The sequence below is a fragment of the Microbulbifer salipaludis genome, assembly GCF_017303155.1.
GTDB classification, from domain to species: domain Bacteria; phylum Pseudomonadota; class Gammaproteobacteria; order Pseudomonadales; family Cellvibrionaceae; genus Microbulbifer; species Microbulbifer salipaludis.
On record NZ_JAEKJR010000001.1, the window covers coordinates 1,299,101 to 1,317,694 of the forward strand.

General features: G+C 58.8%; 17 protein-coding genes and 1 other RNA gene. 9 read left to right on the forward strand and 9 right to left on the reverse strand.

Going from position 1 to position 18,594, the window contains the following annotated elements; all coding sequences use genetic code 11:
- Positions 1 to 7 precede the first annotated feature (7 nt).
- The gene (locus tag JF535_RS05470) at positions 8 to 217 is read right to left on the reverse strand and encodes a cold-shock protein (RefSeq protein ID WP_066961684.1); all 210 of its coding nucleotides are present in this window, start codon (positions 215 to 217) and stop codon (positions 8 to 10) included.
- Between the two features lie 419 nt (positions 218 to 636).
- Here JF535_RS05470 and JF535_RS05475 point away from each other — a divergent pair, with 419 nt between their 5' ends.
- From JF535_RS05475 to JF535_RS05490, 4 genes are all read left to right on the forward strand, one after another.
- A complete protein-coding gene (locus tag JF535_RS05475) occupies positions 637 to 1,485 on the forward strand; it encodes a DUF6671 family protein (RefSeq protein WP_206999935.1) in 849 nt (282 codons plus the stop codon).
- Between the two features lie 66 nt (positions 1,486 to 1,551).
- A complete protein-coding gene (locus tag JF535_RS05480; protein WP_206999937.1) occupies positions 1,552 to 2,325 on the forward strand; it encodes a DUF429 domain-containing protein in 774 nt (257 codons plus the stop codon).
- A gap of 281 nt (positions 2,326 to 2,606) precedes the next feature.
- Positions 2,607 to 4,166: an amidohydrolase family protein gene (locus tag JF535_RS05485; protein ID WP_206999939.1), complete on the forward strand. Its 1,560-nt coding sequence runs from the start codon at positions 2,607 to 2,609 to the stop codon at positions 4,164 to 4,166.
- A 282-nt stretch (positions 4,167 to 4,448) separates the two neighbouring features.
- Positions 4,449 to 5,321: an alpha/beta fold hydrolase gene (locus tag JF535_RS05490; RefSeq protein WP_206999941.1), complete on the forward strand. Its 873-nt coding sequence runs from the start codon at positions 4,449 to 4,451 to the stop codon at positions 5,319 to 5,321.
- 302 nt (positions 5,322 to 5,623) lie between these two features.
- Here the strand turns inward: JF535_RS05490 and ssrA are convergent.
- The 5 genes from ssrA to JF535_RS05515 all read right to left on the reverse strand — a co-directional run bounded on the left by ssrA (position 5,624) and on the right by JF535_RS05515 (position 11,001).
- Positions 5,624 to 6,013, reverse strand: a transfer-messenger RNA (tmRNA) gene (ssrA, locus tag JF535_RS05495).
- Between the two features lie 132 nt (positions 6,014 to 6,145).
- Entirely contained in the window at positions 6,146 to 7,549 is a 1,404-nt protein-coding gene (rlmD, locus tag JF535_RS05500; protein WP_206999950.1) for a 23S rRNA (uracil(1939)-C(5))-methyltransferase RlmD, read from the reverse strand.
- Between the two features lie 109 nt (positions 7,550 to 7,658).
- The gene (locus tag JF535_RS05505; RefSeq protein WP_206999952.1) at positions 7,659 to 9,005 is read right to left on the reverse strand and encodes a sodium-dependent transporter; all 1,347 of its coding nucleotides are present in this window, start codon (positions 9,003 to 9,005) and stop codon (positions 7,659 to 7,661) included.
- Between the two features lie 52 nt (positions 9,006 to 9,057).
- The gene (gene smpB / locus JF535_RS05510; protein WP_206999960.1) at positions 9,058 to 9,537 is read right to left on the reverse strand and encodes an SsrA-binding protein SmpB; all 480 of its coding nucleotides are present in this window, start codon (positions 9,535 to 9,537) and stop codon (positions 9,058 to 9,060) included.
- Between the two features lie 45 nt (positions 9,538 to 9,582).
- Entirely contained in the window at positions 9,583 to 11,001 is a 1,419-nt protein-coding gene (locus JF535_RS05515; protein ID WP_206999963.1) for a sodium-dependent transporter, read from the reverse strand.
- A 191-nt stretch (positions 11,002 to 11,192) separates the two neighbouring features.
- On the opposite strand from JF535_RS05515, the gene JF535_RS05520 reads away from it, so the two are divergent.
- Complete coding sequence (locus tag JF535_RS05520; protein WP_206999965.1) at positions 11,193 to 11,633, forward strand: type II toxin-antitoxin system RatA family toxin; 441 nt, start codon at positions 11,193 to 11,195, stop codon at positions 11,631 to 11,633.
- Positions 11,630 to 11,959, forward strand: coding sequence for an RnfH family protein (locus JF535_RS05525; protein WP_206999967.1), 330 nt, complete (start codon positions 11,630 to 11,632; stop codon positions 11,957 to 11,959). Before JF535_RS05520 ends, JF535_RS05525 begins: the two co-directional genes overlap by 4 nt.
- A 33-nt stretch (positions 11,960 to 11,992) precedes the next feature.
- On the opposite strand, the gene JF535_RS05530 is transcribed toward JF535_RS05525, so the two are convergent.
- Positions 11,993 to 12,337, reverse strand: a complete 345-nt coding sequence (locus JF535_RS05530) for an outer membrane protein assembly factor BamE (protein WP_206999969.1) — start codon at positions 12,335 to 12,337, stop codon at positions 11,993 to 11,995.
- Between the two features lie 354 nt (positions 12,338 to 12,691).
- Between JF535_RS05530 and fur the strand changes: the two genes are divergently transcribed.
- Positions 12,692 to 13,102: a ferric iron uptake transcriptional regulator gene (gene fur, locus JF535_RS05535; RefSeq protein ID WP_066961733.1), complete on the forward strand. Its 411-nt coding sequence runs from the start codon at positions 12,692 to 12,694 to the stop codon at positions 13,100 to 13,102.
- 89 nt (positions 13,103 to 13,191) lie between these two features.
- Here the strand turns inward: fur and JF535_RS05540 are convergent, their stop codons facing one another.
- Entirely contained in the window at positions 13,192 to 13,785 is a 594-nt protein-coding gene (locus JF535_RS05540; protein WP_206999971.1) for a 1-acyl-sn-glycerol-3-phosphate acyltransferase, read from the reverse strand.
- 165 nt (positions 13,786 to 13,950) lie between these two features.
- Positions 13,951 to 15,603 carry a DNA repair protein RecN gene (recN, locus tag JF535_RS05545; RefSeq protein ID WP_206999973.1) on the reverse strand — a complete coding sequence of 551 codons (1,653 nt, stop codon included), beginning with the start codon at positions 15,601 to 15,603 and terminating at the stop codon, positions 13,951 to 13,953.
- A 292-nt stretch (positions 15,604 to 15,895) separates the two neighbouring features.
- On the opposite strand from recN, the gene grpE reads away from it, so the two are divergent.
- Together grpE and dnaK are read left to right on the forward strand one after the other, a co-directional pair.
- A complete protein-coding gene (gene grpE, locus JF535_RS05550) occupies positions 15,896 to 16,507 on the forward strand; it encodes a nucleotide exchange factor GrpE (RefSeq protein WP_206999975.1) in 612 nt (203 codons plus the stop codon).
- Between the two features lie 131 nt (positions 16,508 to 16,638).
- Entirely contained in the window at positions 16,639 to 18,582 is a 1,944-nt protein-coding gene (gene dnaK / locus JF535_RS05555; protein WP_206999983.1) for a molecular chaperone DnaK, read from the forward strand.
- Positions 18,583 to 18,594: the final 12 nt, after the last annotated feature.

An 18,594-nucleotide genomic window follows, 5' to 3' on the forward strand; every position in this document is an offset into this window, starting at 1 on the left:
AATTCGCTCAGGCGCAAACGATATTTTCAGCTTGCGGGCCTTTCGGACCTTGAGTCACGGAGAACTCAACGGTCTGGCCTTCGGTCAGGGTTTTGAAGCCTGAGGTAGCGATGGCGCTGAAGTGTGCGAACACATCGGGGCCAGACTGCTGTTCGATAAAGCCAAAGCCTTTAGATTCGTTAAACCACTTAACAGTGCCGGTAGTTGTCTTAGACATGATAATTTCCTGTAAACAAGTAGGGGTGCCCCTTCATGAGGCATGAATAGCAAAAAAAAGACTGGAATTTAGATGCTACAGGACGAAGAAATACGACTACTACGAAACTGAGGATTTAAACAAGAGACTTACTTTTTAACTAAGGTCACTGTAGGCCTCCCCGGCAACTAAGTCAAAGCATTTCTCTACCGTCCGTCCTGTGCGGGATGGAGCGGGGGATGGAACACGGGATGCTGGAGCGGTCACGAAATACGTGGGGTCAAGGGATGGCATGGGTTGCAGAACTTGATAGTCAATATCCGCTCAGTCACCGGGCTCAGGCTCCCTGGCAGGCAGCAACGCGGGAACCGTCGACGCCTAGACGCCTCCGCCTATAGGGTTATTGGCTCCATAACATACAGTCGAGGAGTGCATGGAAAATGACACAGTCCAGACACACGAATCGCTACCAGAACCTCTCTGTAGCGCTGTTGACCAAGCACGACAAAGGCGCGGTGATTGGTCCGGCGTTGGCGGAACTTGGGCTACACGTCGTAACCACCGATGCGTTCGATACCGACACGCTGGGCACCTTTAGCGGAGAAATACCGCGCGCACTCTCGCCACGGGAGTGCGCCGCGCACAAGGCGCGGCTGGCGTGCGAACTGACCGGTCTGGACTTCGGGCTTGGCAGCGAGGGCAGTTTTGGCGGCGGCCCAATGCCCGGGCTGGTGAACTGGGATGAAGAGCTTCTGGTGTTTTACGACGCGAAGCAGGATCTGGAAATTACCGCCCACGCTGCCGGCGCGGTCGGCCTGGGGCCCATCTCATCCAGTTCATGGCAGGAGTTAAGCGACTGGGTGGAGCGGTTTCCGCCTGAGCAGGCATGGATACTGCGACTGTCTGACCGGCTCTATAAAGGCCTCACCGGCAACGCACCGCTGCAGAAAATACTGACCGAGCAGGGCCTGCTGACACAGGGAACTATTCAAGGCGAAGTGCGCCTGGAGCCAGACCTGCGTGCCATGCACTGCCCGGAAAGGCGTGTTTACATCGCGCAGGCGGCAGCGCAGCTGTGCCAGCGATTGCAGTCCCTGTGCCCCACATGCACCACCCCCGACTTCTGGCAAACGTCTGTAGAGCGGGGCCTGCCCTGCGCCTGGTGCAGCGAGCCAACGGCGCTGGCAAAAACACGCATCAAGCAATGCCGGCAGTGTGGCTTTACCGAGCGACAGCCGGTAGAACAAGCACAGGCAGACCCGGGCCAGTGCCAGCGGTGCAATCCGTAACGCCGTCACCGCTGCCGCAATTGGACTAGGCGCGCACCACCAATACTTTCGGAGGCTGGATTATTTATGAGTGTCGACACACTCTTTATTGGCTGGGATGTGGGTGGCTGGAACTGTGATAGCAATGCCAACAGTCGCGATGCGCTGGTGGTGCTGGATGGAAAGCGGAACCTGCTCGGCCAGCCCTGGCGTGGCAACCTGCGTACCGCAATCAATGAGGCCGGCAGTACGCGGGAGTGGCTTCAGACACTGTTGCGTTACTGCCAAATCGAATGCAACGACGACTTGCCGCCTGCGGTGATGGCCATTGATACACCGCTTGGCTTTTCGCGGCCTTTCCTGAACCTGATCAGCGGCCGGGGCGCCGCCGGTGATATTGGCAAATCGGCGGATAACCCCTACCTGTTCCGCTACACGGAACACTTTCTGTTCCAGCATGGCTTGAAACCCCTGTCGGCAGTCAAAGACATGATCGGCAGCCAGGCCACCAAGGGCATGCACGCACTTGCCCGCTTCGCCGCGGAAGCCGTTGAGACCGGTGTCTGGCGCAACGGTGCGGCACTTACCGCGTTTGAAGCCTATCCCTCCGCCTGCAAGTCATCCCTAAGGGTGCGCGAGCTGCTGCAGAAATATCGCACCGTATCTGCAACTACCCAGCCCGAGGTCTGGGACACGGCTGGATTCGGGTCTGGTATTGACCACGAGGACAAGCGCGATGCCCTGTTGTGTGCGCTGGTTGCGTGGTTGTTCCACGCGCAACCGGATGCGCTTTACTGGCCCGATGCGGGGGTGCCGGCGGGGGAGGGCTGGATATTTGTGCCGGAGGATGCGCTGGCGTAGCGGCGCCGGTGAATAGTTCGGCGTCTGGTCTGGCGTTTGGTTTGGCGATTCGAGCGGGCCTGCGCCAGGTCTACTGGTCGTAGGTTTACAGGCCAGCCTGTCACACGGTGTTGCTGTCGAAAACAAAAAATTGGGCATCATTGCCTGGCGAAGGCGGAAGCAGGGGAAGAACCAAGCCCTGGTGAATCTTTTTCTGGCGTCAAATTCCAACTCTGAACTTATTTCTCATGCTGTTCGACTAGAGTTTTAGCGCATTTGTATTTCTAACAAGGACAGGCCTCATGCATATTCGCGCACAGTTTCATTTGGTGTTCAAAGCCCTTGTCGTGGCGTGGCTGGGATTGATATCGGTGCCATTGCTCACCGCCCATGCCTTCGCCGAAGCGTATGACATTGTCATCACGAATGGTCGCGTTATGGACCCGGAGACGGGATACGACGCGGTGGCTAACGTAGGTATCAAGGACGGTGTTGTAACGTCTATTACCACCAAAAGTATCAAGGGCGCGAGGAATATCGATGCGACCGGTCATGTGGTTGCGCCGGGTTTTATCGACCTCCACTCCCATGGGCAGGATGACTTTGCATTTCGGCTGTACGCGCGCGATGGCGTGACCACACCAATGGATCTGGAGGTCGGTCAGTATCCCATCGATCAGTTTTACAAATATTGGGAGGGCAAGGCCCTGTTAAATTACGGTGCCACCGTATCCCACGCATTTGCACGGCTGAAAGTTCTCGATGGTCAGAACCCGGGTGGGCGCGTCCTCTACGAGGGCTCTGTAACGCGCGCCATGGATGATGGGCAGCAGTGGAAAACAAAGCTGTATGACCCCAAGGATGAGCCGAAGATTCTCGCAGCCGTGGAAGAGGGGCTAAAACAGGGAGGCATAGGGATCGGCTTTCCAATCGGCTACTACACCGTTGTTGGCAGCCCGGAAATTATGGCCGTTACCGGCCTGGCAAAAAAGTACAATGTGCCAATCACGTCGCATGTCCGCTACCTGTCGCAGATTCCGCCGAGCGGATTCATGGGGATGACGGAAATGTTGACCATCGCGCGCGAAAACGATGTTCCCCTGCTGTTGCACCATATTCCTAGCAACTGCCTCGGGTTAACCAAAGAGTGCCTGGACCTGATTGATGCCGCACGCTCAAAGGGGCAAAAAGTAGTCGGTGAATTCTATCCCTACCAATACGCGGGTACTTACGTCGACGCCGACTACAACAAGCCTGGGTTTGAAGACCGCCTCGGCATTAAAGCCTCTGACTATAAGGTGACCGAAACCGGCAAGGCGCTGACCGACAAAGAATTTGACCGCCTACGCAAGGAAGCGCCCGACACGCAGTTATTGATGTACTCGATGAAAGATGAGTACATCAAAGAGGCACTAACCCGCCCCGGTGTCATCATTGGTTCCGACGCGATGCCGTATATCGTCGATGGCGGTTTGAATGGTGACTGGGATACGCAATTCGGCAAGGGGAATGGCCACGCCCGCGGTGCCGGTGCCCATGCAAGAATCTTGCGAATGGTGCGCGAGACCAAGGCCATCCCGTTGATGGAGGCTATCTCAAAGATGACCTATGGCCCTGCCAAATTTCTGGAAGAACACGTACCACAAATGAAGAAACGCGGCCGCCTTCAGGAGGGAGCAGTCGCAGACATCACGGTATTTGACCCCAATAGCGTGACGGACAATGCGGGCCCAGAAATCGGCAAAAACTCCCTGCCATCTACCGGTATCCCCTATGTCATCGTGAACGGGAAAGTTGTTGTCGATGATTCAAAAGTACAGCGCGTGGCAGCGGGTGTTGCGATCCGTAATAAAGGGCAATGATGTTAAGAGCGAGCCCTAATATGTTTTAGGTCATCCACATCAGGCACGCTTCAGGACGATCCAGTTCTGTATGGCAGCCTGTAGCGCGGTACTGGAATCTTGCTGGCCCGATGCTGGGGACTGGCGCTGCTGCAAAAGCGTAATTTACGGTCCGGAATCTGTTGGCCATTACAGGATTGCTGATACCGAGCTCAGCCTGGAAGGGTAAAACGGATGAGTAACAGGTGTTAATGTGTTAGAACGTCGTCAATACAATAAACAAACGACCTTGGGGGCAGGGCGATGCAGTTATCCGCGTGGCGTGATTCTGGGCAGTATCTCGATTACCGGGGGCATAAAATCTTCTACCGGGAGGAAGGTCAGGGGCCAGCGCTGCTACTGATCCATGGTTTTCCAACCTCCAGCTGGGACTGGAAAAAGATTTGGCCAGCATTGACCGAACATTACCGGTGTATCACTCTCGACATGCTCGGTTTTGGCTACAGCAGCAAGCCACGACAAGAATACCTGATTTTTGAACAGGCCGATATTTTTGAAAACTTGCTGGATACGCTTGGTGTGGAGGCTGCGCACCTGATCGCCCATGATTATGGTGATACCGTCGCACAAGAACTGCTGTCGCGCCAACTGGATGGAAAACTCTCGTTTACTATTCGGTCGCTGCATCTTTTGAATGGCGGCTTGTTCCCGGAAACGCATCGGGCGCTGTTGATACAAAAACTCATACTCAGCCCTTGCGGTGGACTGCTCGCCCGATTGTTCAGTCGGGAAAAACTGGAGAAAAATTTCAGGAAGATTTTCGGACCTGCTACGTCACCCTCGCAGCAAGAGATCGATGATTTCTGGAAACTCATCACCCACAATCGCGGGAAGCTGGTCATGCATCGATTGATGGATTACATGAATCAGCGGCGCCAATACCGCGAGCGCTGGGTATCGGCACTGCAGCAACCCTCTATTCCCATTCGTCTGACCGTGGGGCTATCTGATCCGATTTCCGGCGCGCATATGGTAGAGCGATACCGGGAGCTCATTCCCAATCCTGATATCGTGGAACTCGAAGATATTGGCCACTATCCGAACGTGGAAGCGCCAGAAAGAATTGTTTCTTCGATAACGGAGTTTTTGTGTGCTCGGGTCGGCAAGGTGTCATGACTTCTAGAGTGACATCAATTTGTGAGAGTTTTAGTAAAACAGCGCGGTATCTATCAGACATAGGGGGAACATTTTGGTGGGCATATCCACCAATACAGAACAGGAGTTTTATCCTGATTCGCAGAGCTCTGATCGCCCGATGGCGGGAGTGATTCGGTGCTTTGCACCTCACCCCTTCGGGGCAGCCTGCGGCTGTCTTAACGCACTGCGTGCGTTGATCGAACCCTCGCTAAGCATTCCTCTCGCGACAGCTCGCCAAATTAAAAAGGCCCGTTACCTTGCGGTAACGGGCCTTTTTAATTTGGTGGAGATGGCGGGAGTCGAACCCGCGTCCGTCAGCACTCTGCCAGAGGCTCTACATGCTTAGATCCGCCTATTGATTTAGCTCTTTACAGCCCAGCGGGCAGGACGTTAAGAGCGAGCCTGAATAAGTTTTAGGCCATCCACGTCAGGCACGCTTCAGGACGATCCAGTTCTGTATGACAGCCTGCAGCGCGGTACTGGAACCTTACTGTAGGCCGCTAAGGGGCGAACCCTTAGTTAGTGCTTTCCAAGCTGCTTACGCAGCGAGTTGGGCACCGTAGTTGTCGTCGTTGGCAACTAATAAAATGCAGCTTTGGATTTACGTGATTCGCTACCCTCACGGCATGCACCCATGGTTTCGCAACCAACGTCGAATCCAAGTCATCCCCGGTTCGACCCAACGTGCAGTGTGTGCAGGCTGGTCAGTTCGAAACGCATTTGCGTGTCGCGCAGTATACCTGAAGGTCTCTGGCCACCATAGGGTGGCGGCACAATTTTGTGACCGCTCAGTGCCCTTCTGGTTACGTGCGCTCAAACAGGGCGATGGACTCCACATGGGTGGTGTGGGGGAACATGTCCATCACGCCTGCCTTAGTTAGACGGTAGCCGCGCTGCAGAAGTTCCGCGGTATCCCGGGCGAGAGTGGCGGGGTTGCAGGAGACGTAGACGATGCGTTTGGCCCCAAAGTGCGCGATGTTGCGCACCACTTCGAGGGCGCCGGTGCGCGGTGGGTCCAGCAGGATCTTGTCGAAGCCGCCGCGGGCCCAGGGACTGGTGGAGAAGTCTTCGGTGAGGTCGGCGGCCTGGAATTGCACGTTGCCGAGCCGGTTGTGCTCGGCATTCTCGCGGCCCCGGCGGGTGAGCGCGAGGGCGCCTTCGACGCCAACCACTTCGGCGGCGCGTTTGGCCAGTGGCAGGGTGAAGTTGCCAAGGCCACAGAACAGGTCCAGTACCCGTTCGCCGGGCTGCGGGTCCAGCAGTTCGATGGCGCGGTGCACCATCTGCCGGTTGATGGCGAAGTTCACCTGCACAAAGTCCTGCGGGTGGAAGTGCAGGGTGAGGTCGAATTCCGGCAGTTTGTAGTTGAGCCGTTCGTCACCGTCTTCCGGCCACACTTTGCGCGGGGTGTCGTCAGCCTGCAGGTACAAGTGCCACCCCAGTGGCTGTACGAAGTCGAGCCAGCGTTGGCGGTCTTCGTCCGGCAGGGGCTTGAGGTGGCGGACCACCAGTGCGGTGGCGTCTTCACCGACGGCGACCTCGATATGGGAGATCTGCCGGCCCTCATGGCAGCGCTCGATGAGCTGGTGCAGCTGCGGCAACTGGCTGGAGAAGGATGCCGGCATCACCAGGCATTCGCGGATGTCGGTGAGGTTGTTGGAGCGCTTTTCGCGGAAGCCCAGTACCAGGCGGGGTTTGCTGGCGGCTCCTTTTTTGTGCGGCGGTTTCACATAGCGGACGCCGAGGCGGGCCTTGCGGCGGTAACCGGCAATGTCGGCAGTGAGAGGCGGCAACACCTGCTCCGGGCTGGCGCTGGCAAAGCGCTGCAGCTGGTCCAGCAGGATCTGCTGCTTCGCGGCGATCTGTGCCGTGGGCTGCATATGCTGGAGGGCGCAGCCGCCGCAGGTTTCGGCATGGGGGCAGGGTAGTGGCTGGCGATCGTCAGACGGACTGAGGATGTCCGTGGCCACCGCTTCATCGAATTTTGCGCGGCTGGCGGTGTAGCGTATGCGCACTTTCTCGCCGGGCAGGGCGTTGTCCACAAACAAAGTCTTGCCCTGGTGCCGGGCGATACCGCGTACCTCGTGACTGAAGCGCTCGATATCGACCTCGGGAGTGCCCTGGGCGGGTTGTTGCTGCCCGGGCCGGCCGGATGCTCGGTTGCCGGAGCGATTGCGGAAGATCGAGGGCGGTTTTCTGGCAGGCATAGAATTGTGTCGGGGCAGCTGGGGTCGGGGGAGGGCTTCGGCTGACGTGGGTCAGGTAAAGCGTCGCCGGGCTGCGCGTATCGGCAGCCCGGCGGGTACATCGGGGTAATTACAGCACAGTTTGCGCGAAGGCGGCGAGGATCAGCAGCGGGCACACGATGCGCACGTACCAGGGCCAGACTTTCCAGAACAGGGTGTTCTCGATGCCCGGGTGTCCTTCCTGGAGCTCCACCAGCAGCTGGTCGCGGCGCCAGATCCAGCCGGCGAAGACACACAGGGCAACGCCCAGCAGCGGCTGACCGTATTCCGTTGCCGCGGAGATCACCAGGCCAAACAGCGCCTCAAAATTGAAAATGATGACGGTGCTGATGACAAAGATCAGGGCGCCCATCAGCAGGGTGGCGGGCTTGCGTTTCAGTTTCAGGCTCTCGATACAGAACGCCACTGGCACTTCCAGCATGGAGATGGAGGAGGTGAGGGAGGCGATGGTCATCAGCGCGAAGAACGCGATGGCCACAAACAGTCCGGAGGTGCCCATGGAGTCGAACAGGGCCGGCAGTACCTGCAGGATCAGGCCGGGGCCGGCAATCAGGTCGCCGGCTTCGGAGTAAATCTGGGTGCCGGCTTCCTGGGCCACGTACATCGCCGGCAGGATCAGCAGGCCGGCGGTGAACGCGATACCCACGTCGATCAGGGTCACCAGCGCGCCGAGGCGGGGAAGACTCTCCTGCTTGCTGAGGTAGGAACCGTAGATCAGCATGGTGCCAACGCCGAGGGACAGCGAGAAGAAGGCCTGGCCCATGGCGGACAGCAGCAGTTGCGGTGACAGCTTGCTGAAGTCGGGGATCAGGTAGGCTTCCAGGCCCTTAACGGCGCCGGGCTGGGCCAGCACGTACATGATCAGCAGTAGCAGCAGAATAAGCAGTGCCGGCATCAGCAGGGTGGACCAGCGCTCGATGCCCTTCTCAACCCCGCTGGCAATGATCAGCATGGTGAGACCACTGAAAATCGCGGTGAAGGTGAAGTTGCGCGCGGTGCTGTCACCGGTGAGCCAGCTGGCGGTTTCGGTGGCGCCGACCAGGTTGGCGAAAGGATCCGCCAGATGGGCCACCATCCAACCGGCCACAATGGCGTAGAAGCTGAGGATGAGTGAGGCAACGAGGATGCCGCCAAATCCGGCCAGGGTGCCCACGCCGCGGCTCACGGGGCCGGGAGAAATACTGCGCAGGGCCTTTACCATGTTGCTGCGCGCGTAGCGGCCGATGGACAGTTCCGCCATCAGCACCGGGTACGCCAGCAGGAAGGCGAGTACCAGGTATACGACCACAAAGGCGGCGCCGCCGTTGGCGGCCACGTTGGTGGGGAAGCCCCAGATATTGCCGAGGCCGACGGCGGAGCCTGCGGCGGCCATCAGGAAGCCGAAGTTGGAGCTGAATTGTCCTCGCGGTGCACTCATGGTAAATCTCGTCGTTATTCTTTTGTTATGGTTTGGCTGTCGGGTTCGGCGGTTAGCGGTGCTCGGTGCGCATTACCCGCTGCTTCACCCGGTTCCAGTCGCGCTCTTTTTCGGTCTCGCGCTTGTCGTGAGAGGCCTTGCCTTTTGCCAGCGCAATTTCGCACTTGATCAGGTGCTTTTTCCAGTAAATCGCGGTGCACACGCAGGTGTAGCCCTTCTGGTTAACGGCGGCGAAGAGCTTGGCGATCTCGCGGCGGTTGAGCAGCAGGCGGCGGGTGCGGTCGGGTTCGGTGACGTAGTGGGTGGAGGCGCTGGCCAACGGCTGGATACGCGCACCCAGCAGCCAGGCCTGCCCATCCTTGAACAGTACGTAACTGTCGGTGAGCTGGGCCTTGCCCTCGCGGCAGGATTTTACCTCCCACCCCTGTAATTCCAGGCCCGCCTCAAACTTCTCTTCGATGAAGTAATCGTGTTTCGCCTTCTTGTTGAGGGCGATGGTGTTTGAGGACGGAGCCTTTTTCTTTTTTGCCATGAAAACTAACTATCGGTACATCAGGTGCCGGTACGGCAACATGCATTAGAAAATACTGGAGCCGAAAAACTTCAGTGCAACCGTGTTGATAAAGATCAACAGCAGGATTGCCGGAATGAAGGTGCCCAGTGAGAAGTTCACATACTTCTGCGACAGGGAGCCGGCAAAGGCTTTGTCACCTTCCTGCAGCTCCGCGTCAAAATTGGCTTTCTTCCACTTGTAGATCACGAAGATACACACCAGCAAGCCATTGAGGGGCAGTATGGTGTCGTAAAACAGGATTTCTACCAAGTCGAAAAACGATTTGTTGCTGCCCGCCAGGGTGACGAACTGGGTCAGCCAGTCTGCCATACCGAAGGACATGGCGCAGCCGACCGCCAGCACCAGCTGGATAGCGGCAATGGTGTAGATGGCCTTGCGGCGTGACATGCCGCGCTCGTCCCGCAATGTGGCCACCGGCACCTCGATGATGGAGACCAGCGAGGTCAGCGCCGCGATGAATACCAGGAAGAAGAAGGCTCCGGCGAAAATGCTGGCGCCCGCGTAGCCAATGCTGTCCTGCAGCGACAGGAAGATCTTCGGCAGGAACAGGAAGATCATGCCGGCGGAGGAGTCGCTCAGGGTGGTGGTGTCAATCTGTGGATTGAAGTGGAAAATGCTCGGCAGGATCAGCAGGCCGGCGGTAACCGCCACCAGGGTATCGGTAATGGCGACGGCACGGGCGGATCCGGGAATGGAGTCGCGCCGCTTCATATATGAGCCGTAGGTAATCATGATCCCCATGCCCAGAGACAGGGAGAAGAAGGCCTGGGACATGGCCTTGCTGACCACTTCCGAGGTGAGCTTGGAGAAGTCCGGAATCAGGTAGTACTGCACGCCCAGCATGGCGTTTTCGCGGGTCAGTACAAACAGTACCAGTACCAGCAGCATAACGAACAGCATCGGCATCAGGGTTTTGGCCGCCCGCTCAATACCGTCTTTCACGCCCATCGACAGCACGCCGTTGATGATCAGCATCAGCGCGATAAGGTACAGGAATACGGTTTTGGAATTGATGAACTCGCCAAAGTAGGCCTCAGTGGCCAGCAGGCCCAGGTTGCCTTTGAAGACTTCCACCAGGTAGCCAAGAATCCATACGGTCACCACCATGTAGAACACGGCGATCATAAAGGGGGTGATCAGGGCGAACCAGCCCGGGATGCGCCACAGGCGCGAGCCGCCGGAAAGCTGGCGGTAAGCGCCCACCGGGTCTTTGTCGGACTTACGCCCGAGGGCCAGTTCGGCCATCATTACCGGCAGGCAGATCAGAAAAACGAACAGCGCGTACACCAGCAAAAACGCACCGCCACCACTTTTGGTGGCAGCGACGGGAAAGGAAACCAGGTTGCCGATACCGACGGCGGAGCCGGCGGCGGCCAAAACGAACCCGAGACGGGAGCCAAAATGTTCTCTTGCTGCGGACATAAATCTTCTCGCTTGCCTGTTATTCTTGTCGCCAGAATGATTGTGGGACTGGGTAGTCTTTGCGATTACCTGCAGTCGAAAGGACGGATTGTTGCAGGATTTAGCCGCCTTGAGTAGCGTCCGTGGCTAAAATCGGTCAGCCTCCCACCAGATAGGCAAGAAAACCGTAGTTGTCGGGCAAGGTTTAATCAATGACAAATATTGAGCGCAGCGCGCTGGTGATGTTCAGTGCAGAGCAGATGTTTGACCTGGTGAATGATGTCGCCAGCTATCCGCAGTTCCTGCCGGGGTGCCGCAGCGCGGAAATACTGCATCGGGATGCCGAGACGCTGGAGGCGCGCCTGGATTTGTCCCGCGCGGGTATCTCCCAGAGCTTCGTGACCCGCAACCGGCTGTTTCGGCCGGAGCGTATGGAGCTGGTGCTGGTGGACGGCCCGTTCAGTGAATTCAACGGCACCTGGTTGTTCACGCCGCTGGCAGAGAACGCCTGCAAGGTGAGCTTCGCACTGCAGTTCAGTGTGCAGAACCGACTGCTGGGGGCCGCCGCAGGCAAGTTGTTCAGTGGGATTGCCAACCAGATGGTGGACGCGATGTGTGAGCGGGCAAAACAGATTTACGGAGCCGAATCATGACCAACCAGAAAACCATTGCCGTGGAAGTGGTGTACGCGCTGCCCCATGAGCAGCGCCTGATGAGCCTGCTGGTGGAGCCGGGCACCACCGCCCTGCAGGCGCTGGAGCAGTCGGGGATTCCAAAGGAGTATCCGGAGGTGGACCCGGCAACGGCGAAGTTGGGGATCTTCGGTCAGGCGCTGGGGACCAAGGGCCTGGCGGTGGCTGCAGAATATGTACTGCAGCCGGGGGACCGGGTGGAGGTATACCGGCCGCTGATTGCCGATCCGAAGGAGGCGCGCAAGCAGCGCGCGGAGAAGGCGAAGCGGCAGGCGCAGGGCAATTGAGCCCTGCTGCAGGTCATTGATGGCTTGGGCAGATCAGGGCCAGCCGCTGGGCTGCCAGTCGCCGCTGGTCCCGATCAGGCGATCACCGTTGAAGTACACGGAAAAACGCTTCTGGGTCTCTTCGCCCTTGGGGCTGCGTACACGATTGATGTAATCCCAGCGATTGGGGTTAAACGTGTCTTCCAGCAGGGGAGTACCCAGTACAAAACGCACCTGGCGGCGGGTCATGTCGGGCCTCAACTGGTCCACCATTTCCTGGGTAATGATATTGCCCTGCTGCACCTGGATGCGGTGAACGCCGGGAAACTTGAACAGGCTGCAGGCCGTGGCAACGCTGCAGAGTGCGGTAATCAGTAGAATTCGTACAACTGATGGCATTGAATGCTCCATCTGAATTTTTATTGGTTTCCCTGGCTCAGGGTGTCGAAGCGGCGCTCCGGTGCTGTGGACAGCATAGCGGACCAGCGGGTAAACATCGACGCGGCCGCTGTTGACGCAACAGCCCGAGTCAACATGACATGAATAGTCGCCAATCTACCGATAAAGTTCCCCGCAGCCGCCATATTGCCGTGCTTTTGGGGCCGATTTGGCGCCTGGGGTTCCGCTGACTTCACTGGGCGTGGATAATACCCGAACTGTGCGCCTGCCGACAGGCACGGCGCCATTTATTACAAGCGACTATTTCGAACGACGATATAGCGATAACGAGCACACTGCGGAACTGAATAACTCATGTCGAACGAAAACCAGGAACTGCGCAAAGCGGGCCTCAAAGTCACTCTGCCGCGAGTGAAAATTCTCCAGCTGCTGGAAAGTGCCAATGAACAGCATCTCAGCGCAGAAGATGTGTACAAGATGCTGCTGGAAGCCGGAGAAGATGTAGGGCTGGCTACGGTGTACCGGGTACTGACCCAGTTTGAGAGCGCCGGCCTGGTCATGCGCCACAACTTCGATGGTGGCCACTCGGTGTTCGAGCTGGATCGCGGTGACCACCACGACCACATGGTGTGTACCGACTCCGGCAAGGTGATCGAATTCCACAATGAAAAGATTGAAGAGCTGCAGCACCAGATCGCCGAGGAGCACGGCTACGAGCTGACCGGCCACAGTCTGGTGCTGTATGTGAAGAAGAAGGATAGCTAAACGGCGCACCCTTCTTTCGCACTTACAAAAAAGGGGGAGCTAACGCTCCCCCTTTTTTGTAAGTTCTGATATTGGCTGCCGCCTGCGGTTTATACCGGAGGCGTGTAGTCGCCGGGGTACTTGCCGACCTTGGTGGCGTAGTACTCGCCAAAGCGTGCCAGTTCGCGGGCCAGGTTCTCGCCCATCTCCATCACCGGCCCCAGGCCAGCCTCTTTGCGCGCAAAGTCGATAAAGCCGCACACCACCGGTACCGCCGCACCGCGGGCAATGTGGTAAAAGCCGGTTTTCCAGCGTTCGGACTTGCCGCGGGTGCCCTCGGGCGGCACTGCGATCACCAGCTCCTCGCGGGACTTATACTGGTTAATGGTGGCTTCCACCAGGTTGTTGGCCTTGCTGCGATCCACGGCGATACCGCCAAACCAGCGCATGGCACCGCCCAGGGGGAACTGGAACAGTTTGTCTTTGCCCATCCACTGCGGGTTCACCTTCAGCTTGAGGGCCGCGAGAATGAAGAAGTAGCCATCCCAGTTGGACGTATGCGGCGCGGCCAGCAGCACGTATTTTTTCAGCTTCAGCGCGCGCTCGTCGGCGACGACTTTCCAGCCGTGCAGCTTCAGCAGTAGCCGCGCCACCAGGCGCAGGACGGGTGTAACGATGGGAGTGTTGAAAATGGTTGTTTGCATGGTGCGACCGCGTTCTTTGCCCGTCAGTGTAGTTGGTTTCCAACCCGGCAGAGGGATGGTTCGGGGCGCGGGAGTATAAGGTGAATTTTATGCCACATGCGGTCAATTTCGGCCCGCGCAGGGTTTGCGGGCCGAAAATCTGTGACTGATAGGTTTTGAGGGGCGTCAGCGGCGGCCGAGCATTTCTTCCGCATGGGCGAGGGACTGGGCGGTGGTCTCGCCCCCCAGCATACGCGCGATCTCCCGGCAGCGTTCTTCGTCCTTGAGCTCGCGCAGTGCCACAAAGGCATTGTCACCGTCGCTGTGTTTTTCCACCAGGTACTGGCGGTGGGCGCGTGCCGCTACCTGTGCCAGGTGGGTCACGCAGATGACCTGCCCGCGTTCGCCCAGCTGGCGCAGCAGCTTGCCGACCACATCACCGGTGGCGCCGCCGATACCCACATCGACCTCGTCGAACACCAGCGTGGGGGTGCGCGAGGTCTGCGCGGTGATCACCTGGATGGCCAGGCTGACCCGTGATAATTCGCCACCGGAGGCAATCTTGCCGAGCGGGCGCGGCGGCTGGCCCGGGTTGGTGGCGATCAGGATTTCCACTTCTTCGAGGCCGGTGGCAGAGGGTTTGTCCAGCGGGCTCAGTGCCAGTTCCACACGGGCGTGGGGCATGGCGAGGTCGGCCAGCTGGGCATTGACGGCCTCGGCGAGCTGGGTGGCAGCGGCGGCGCGCAGCTTGCTGAGTTTGCTGGCGCTGGTGCGGAATGCCTGTTCCAGTGCCTCGCACTCCGCGGCCAGCTTGTCGAGGGCATCCGGTGCACCGATCTCCTCAAGCTCCTGCTGCCACTGCAGTTGCAGCTCGGGCAGCTGGGTGGGTTGTACCCGGTGCTTGCGCGCGATGGAATAAATCGCGGAGAGGCGCTCTTCCACTTCGGCCAGGCGCTCCGGGTCGATTTCAAAGCGGTCGATATGCCGCGACAGGGTACTGCCAGCCTCTTCGATCTGGATGCGCGCGCTGTCGAGCATCTGCGCCACTTCCGCCAGTGCCGCACTCTGCTCCGGCATGGCGCCTACCAGTTGCAGTGCCCGGTGCAGTTGCTCGGCAATATCGCCTTCCCCGCCATTGAGCAGTGCGGCCAGCTGGTAGCTGCCATTGAGGATATCGCCGGCATTGGCCAGTTGGCGCTGCTCACTTTCCAGCTCTTCCAGCTCACTGGGCTGCAGGTTGAGCTGCTCCAGTTCCTCCAGCTGGTATTCCAGCAGGTCCCGGCGGGCCTGGGTTTCCTCGGCGCTGTCGGCCAGTTTGCGGTAGCGGCGGTACTGGTCCTGCCAGGTTTTGTAGTGAATGCGTACTTCGGCGCTGTGCGCTTCGGCGTGGGCGTATTCGTCCAGCAGGCGCCGGTGGGTGTCCTTCTTCAGCAGCGACTGATGCTCGTGCTGGCTGTGGATATCAATCAACTGCTCGCCGAGGGTGCGCAGCTGCATCAGGGTCACCGGCTGGCCGTTGATGTAGGCCCGCGAACGGCCATCGGCACTGATGGTGCGGCGCAGGATCACCTCGCGCCCGGCATCCATTTCCTGCTCCTCAAGCCAGGCGCGCGCCTCGTCGTGCTGGGCGATATCGAAGGTTGCGTGAATGTCTGCGCGCTTGGCGCCGGCCCGTACCAGCTCGCCATTGCCACGGTCGCCCAGGGCGAGGCCGAGGGCATCCAGGGTGATGGATTTGCCCGCGCCGGTCTCGCCGGTGAGGGTGCTGGTGCCGGGGCCGAATTCCAGTTCCAACTGGTCGACCAGGGTGAATTGGCTGATAGACAGGTGCAGCAACATGAGATTATTTTCGTGGCTATCCGAATAGTGGTTGTTTATACAGTATTTGGCCGCCCCCTTTCAATCACCCCGGGCGTTGAATGTGCGTGAATCAACTATCCCAAGCGCCCGCTCCCCACACTACCCTGACGTTTGCCCCCGTGTTGCGCCTGCGTATGGCCACATCCTCTTGAAGTGACTGGCGCAGCCCCCATATAGCCTTGCATTCCCGGTGCCTGAACAGGTTCCCGGGCAAGTTTTACAACGATTTGACCAATTGGCAGTAGACCGACGGACACAGACGGAGAAAGCAGTGGCCAAAGAGCGCAGCGAAGACGAACAGATTGAGACCGGCGAACAGGCCGCCGAGGTGGAAACCCCGGATGCGGAAGAGCAGCACGCGGCCGAAGAGGCGCTGGCGGAAGAGCTGGCAGCTGACCGGGATGCGGATAAAGAAGCGGCTCTGGAGGAGGAAATTGCCTCCCTGCACCAGCAGCTCGCCGAGCATAAAGACATGGTGCTGCGCGCCCAGGCTGAGGTACAGAATGCCCGTCGCCGCGCCCAGCAGGATGTGGAAAAGGCACACAAGTTTGGTGTGGAGAAGCTGATCAAGGAGTTATTGCCGGTCGTGGACAACCTGGAGCGCGCGCTCTCCACCATCGACAGCAGCGATGAAGCGCAGAAGGCGGTGATCGAGGGCATCGAGCTGACCCAGAAGTCCTTTATCGACACTCTGGTGAAAGCCGGTGTGGAAGTGGTGGATCCGGCGGGCGAGCCCTTTGATCCGGAACTGCACCAGGCCATGACCCAGGTGCCCAATGGGGATGTGGAGCCGAACACGGTGCTCGACGTGTTTCAGAAGGGCTATCGCCTGAACGGCCGCCTGGTGCGCCCGGCGATGGTCGTTGTCAGCAAGGCGCCGTAAGGCGGATTTCTAAATCGCTGCTTGCGGTGCCCTTGAAAACCCAATGGCGGCACCAATATAAGCAGCAACCGAATACAAATGTGCGCAGCCAGGGTGAAATCCGGCGCGCAGCAAAGTGAGGAATCAGATCCATGGGAAAAATCATCGGCATCGACCTGGGTACTACCAACAGCTGTGTGGCAGTACTGGACGGCGACAAGGCTCGTGTAATTGAAAACGCGGAAGGCGATCGCACAACCCCTTCCATCGTTGCGTTCACCGACGACAACGAAGTGCTGGTGGGCCAGTCCGCCAAGCGCCAGTCTGTGACCAATCCCACCAACACCCTGTACGCCGTCAAGCGTCTGATCGGCCGCAAGTTCAAAGACGACGTGGTACAGAAAGACATCAAGATGGTGCCTTACTCCATCGTTGAAGCCGAAAACGGCGATGCCTGGGTAGAGGTGAAGGGCGACAAGAAAGCACCGCCGCAGATCTCTGCTGAAGTGCTGAAGAAAATGAAGAAAACCGCGGAAGACTTCCTCGGTGAGAAAGTAGACGCGGCGGTAATCACTGTGCCGGCCTACTTCAATGACTCCCAGCGTCAGGCCACCAAAGACGCCGGCCGTATCGCAGGTCTGGACGTCAAGCGCATCATCAACGAGCCGACTGCGGCAGCGCTGGCCTACGGCATGGACAAAGCCGGCGGCGACCGCACCATCGCGGTCTACGACCTGGGTGGTGGTACTTTCGATATCTCCATCATTGAAATCGCCGACGTCGATGGCGAGAAGCAGTTTGAAGTGCTGTCCACCAACGGTGACACCTTCCTCGGTGGTGAGGACTTCGACCTGCGCCTGATCGACTACCTGGCGGAGCAGTTCAAGAAAGAACAGGGCATCGACCTGAAAGGCGATCCCCTGGCGATGCAGCGCCTGAAAGAAGCCGCGGAAAAAGCCAAGATCGAACTGTCTTCCAGTCAGCAGACCGAAGTGAACCTGCCGTACATCACCGCAGACGCCACCGGTCCCAAGCATTTGGTTGTGAAGCTGACCCGCGCCAAGCTGGAAAGCCTGGTGGAAGACCTGGTCACCCGCTCCCTGGAGCCGGTAAAAACCGCGCTGGCCGACGCGGACCTGTCTGCGTCCGGCATCGACGAAGTGATTCTGGTGGGCGGTCAGACCCGCATGCCGCTGGTGCAGGCGAAGGTGACCGAGTTCTTCGGTAAAGAGCCGCGCAAAGACGTGAACCCGGACGAAGCGGTTGCCGTGGGCGCAGCGATTCAGGGCGCGGTACTGGGCGGTGACGTGAAAGACGTACTGCTGCTGGACGTCACCCCGCTGACCCTGGGTATCGAAACCATGGGTGGCGTGGCTACCCCGCTGATCGACAAGAACACCACCATCCCGACCAAGAAGTCCCAGGTGTTCTCCACCGCGGATGACAACCAGACTGCGGTGACCATTCACGTGGTGCAGGGTGAGCGCAAGCAGGCCGCACAGAACAAGTCCCTGGGTCGTTTCGACCTGGCCGACATCCCGCCGGCGCCGCGCGGCATGCCACAGATCGAAGTGACCTTCGATATCGATGCCAACGGTATCCTGCACGTGCACGCCAAAGACAAGGCGACCGGCAAGGAGCAGTCCATCGTGATCAAGGCCTCTTCCGGCCTGTCCGATGACGAGATCGAAAAAATGGTACAGGACGCCGAGGCCAACGCCGAAGCGGACAAGCAGTTCGAGGAGCTGGTCACCACCCGCAATACCCTCGACGGCCTGATCTCTGCCACGCGCAAGACGCTGGAAGAAGCCGGCGACAAGGCCACGGCAGACGAGAAGGCGGCGATTGATGCGGCGCTCTCCGAAGCGGAAGAAGCGGTGAAAGGCAACGACAAGGCAGCTATGGAAGCGGCCACCACCAAGCTGACCGAAGCCTCTGGCCCGGTAGCCCAGAAAATGTACGCGGAGCAGGCGCAAGCCAGCGAAGCGGCCGCGGAGCAGGCCGAGCAGGCGAGTTCAGGTGGTAAGTCTGGCGGTGACGACGCAGTGGACGCCGAGTTCGAAGAAGTCAAAGACGACAAGAAAGAAGACAAGTAATCAACCACTTGT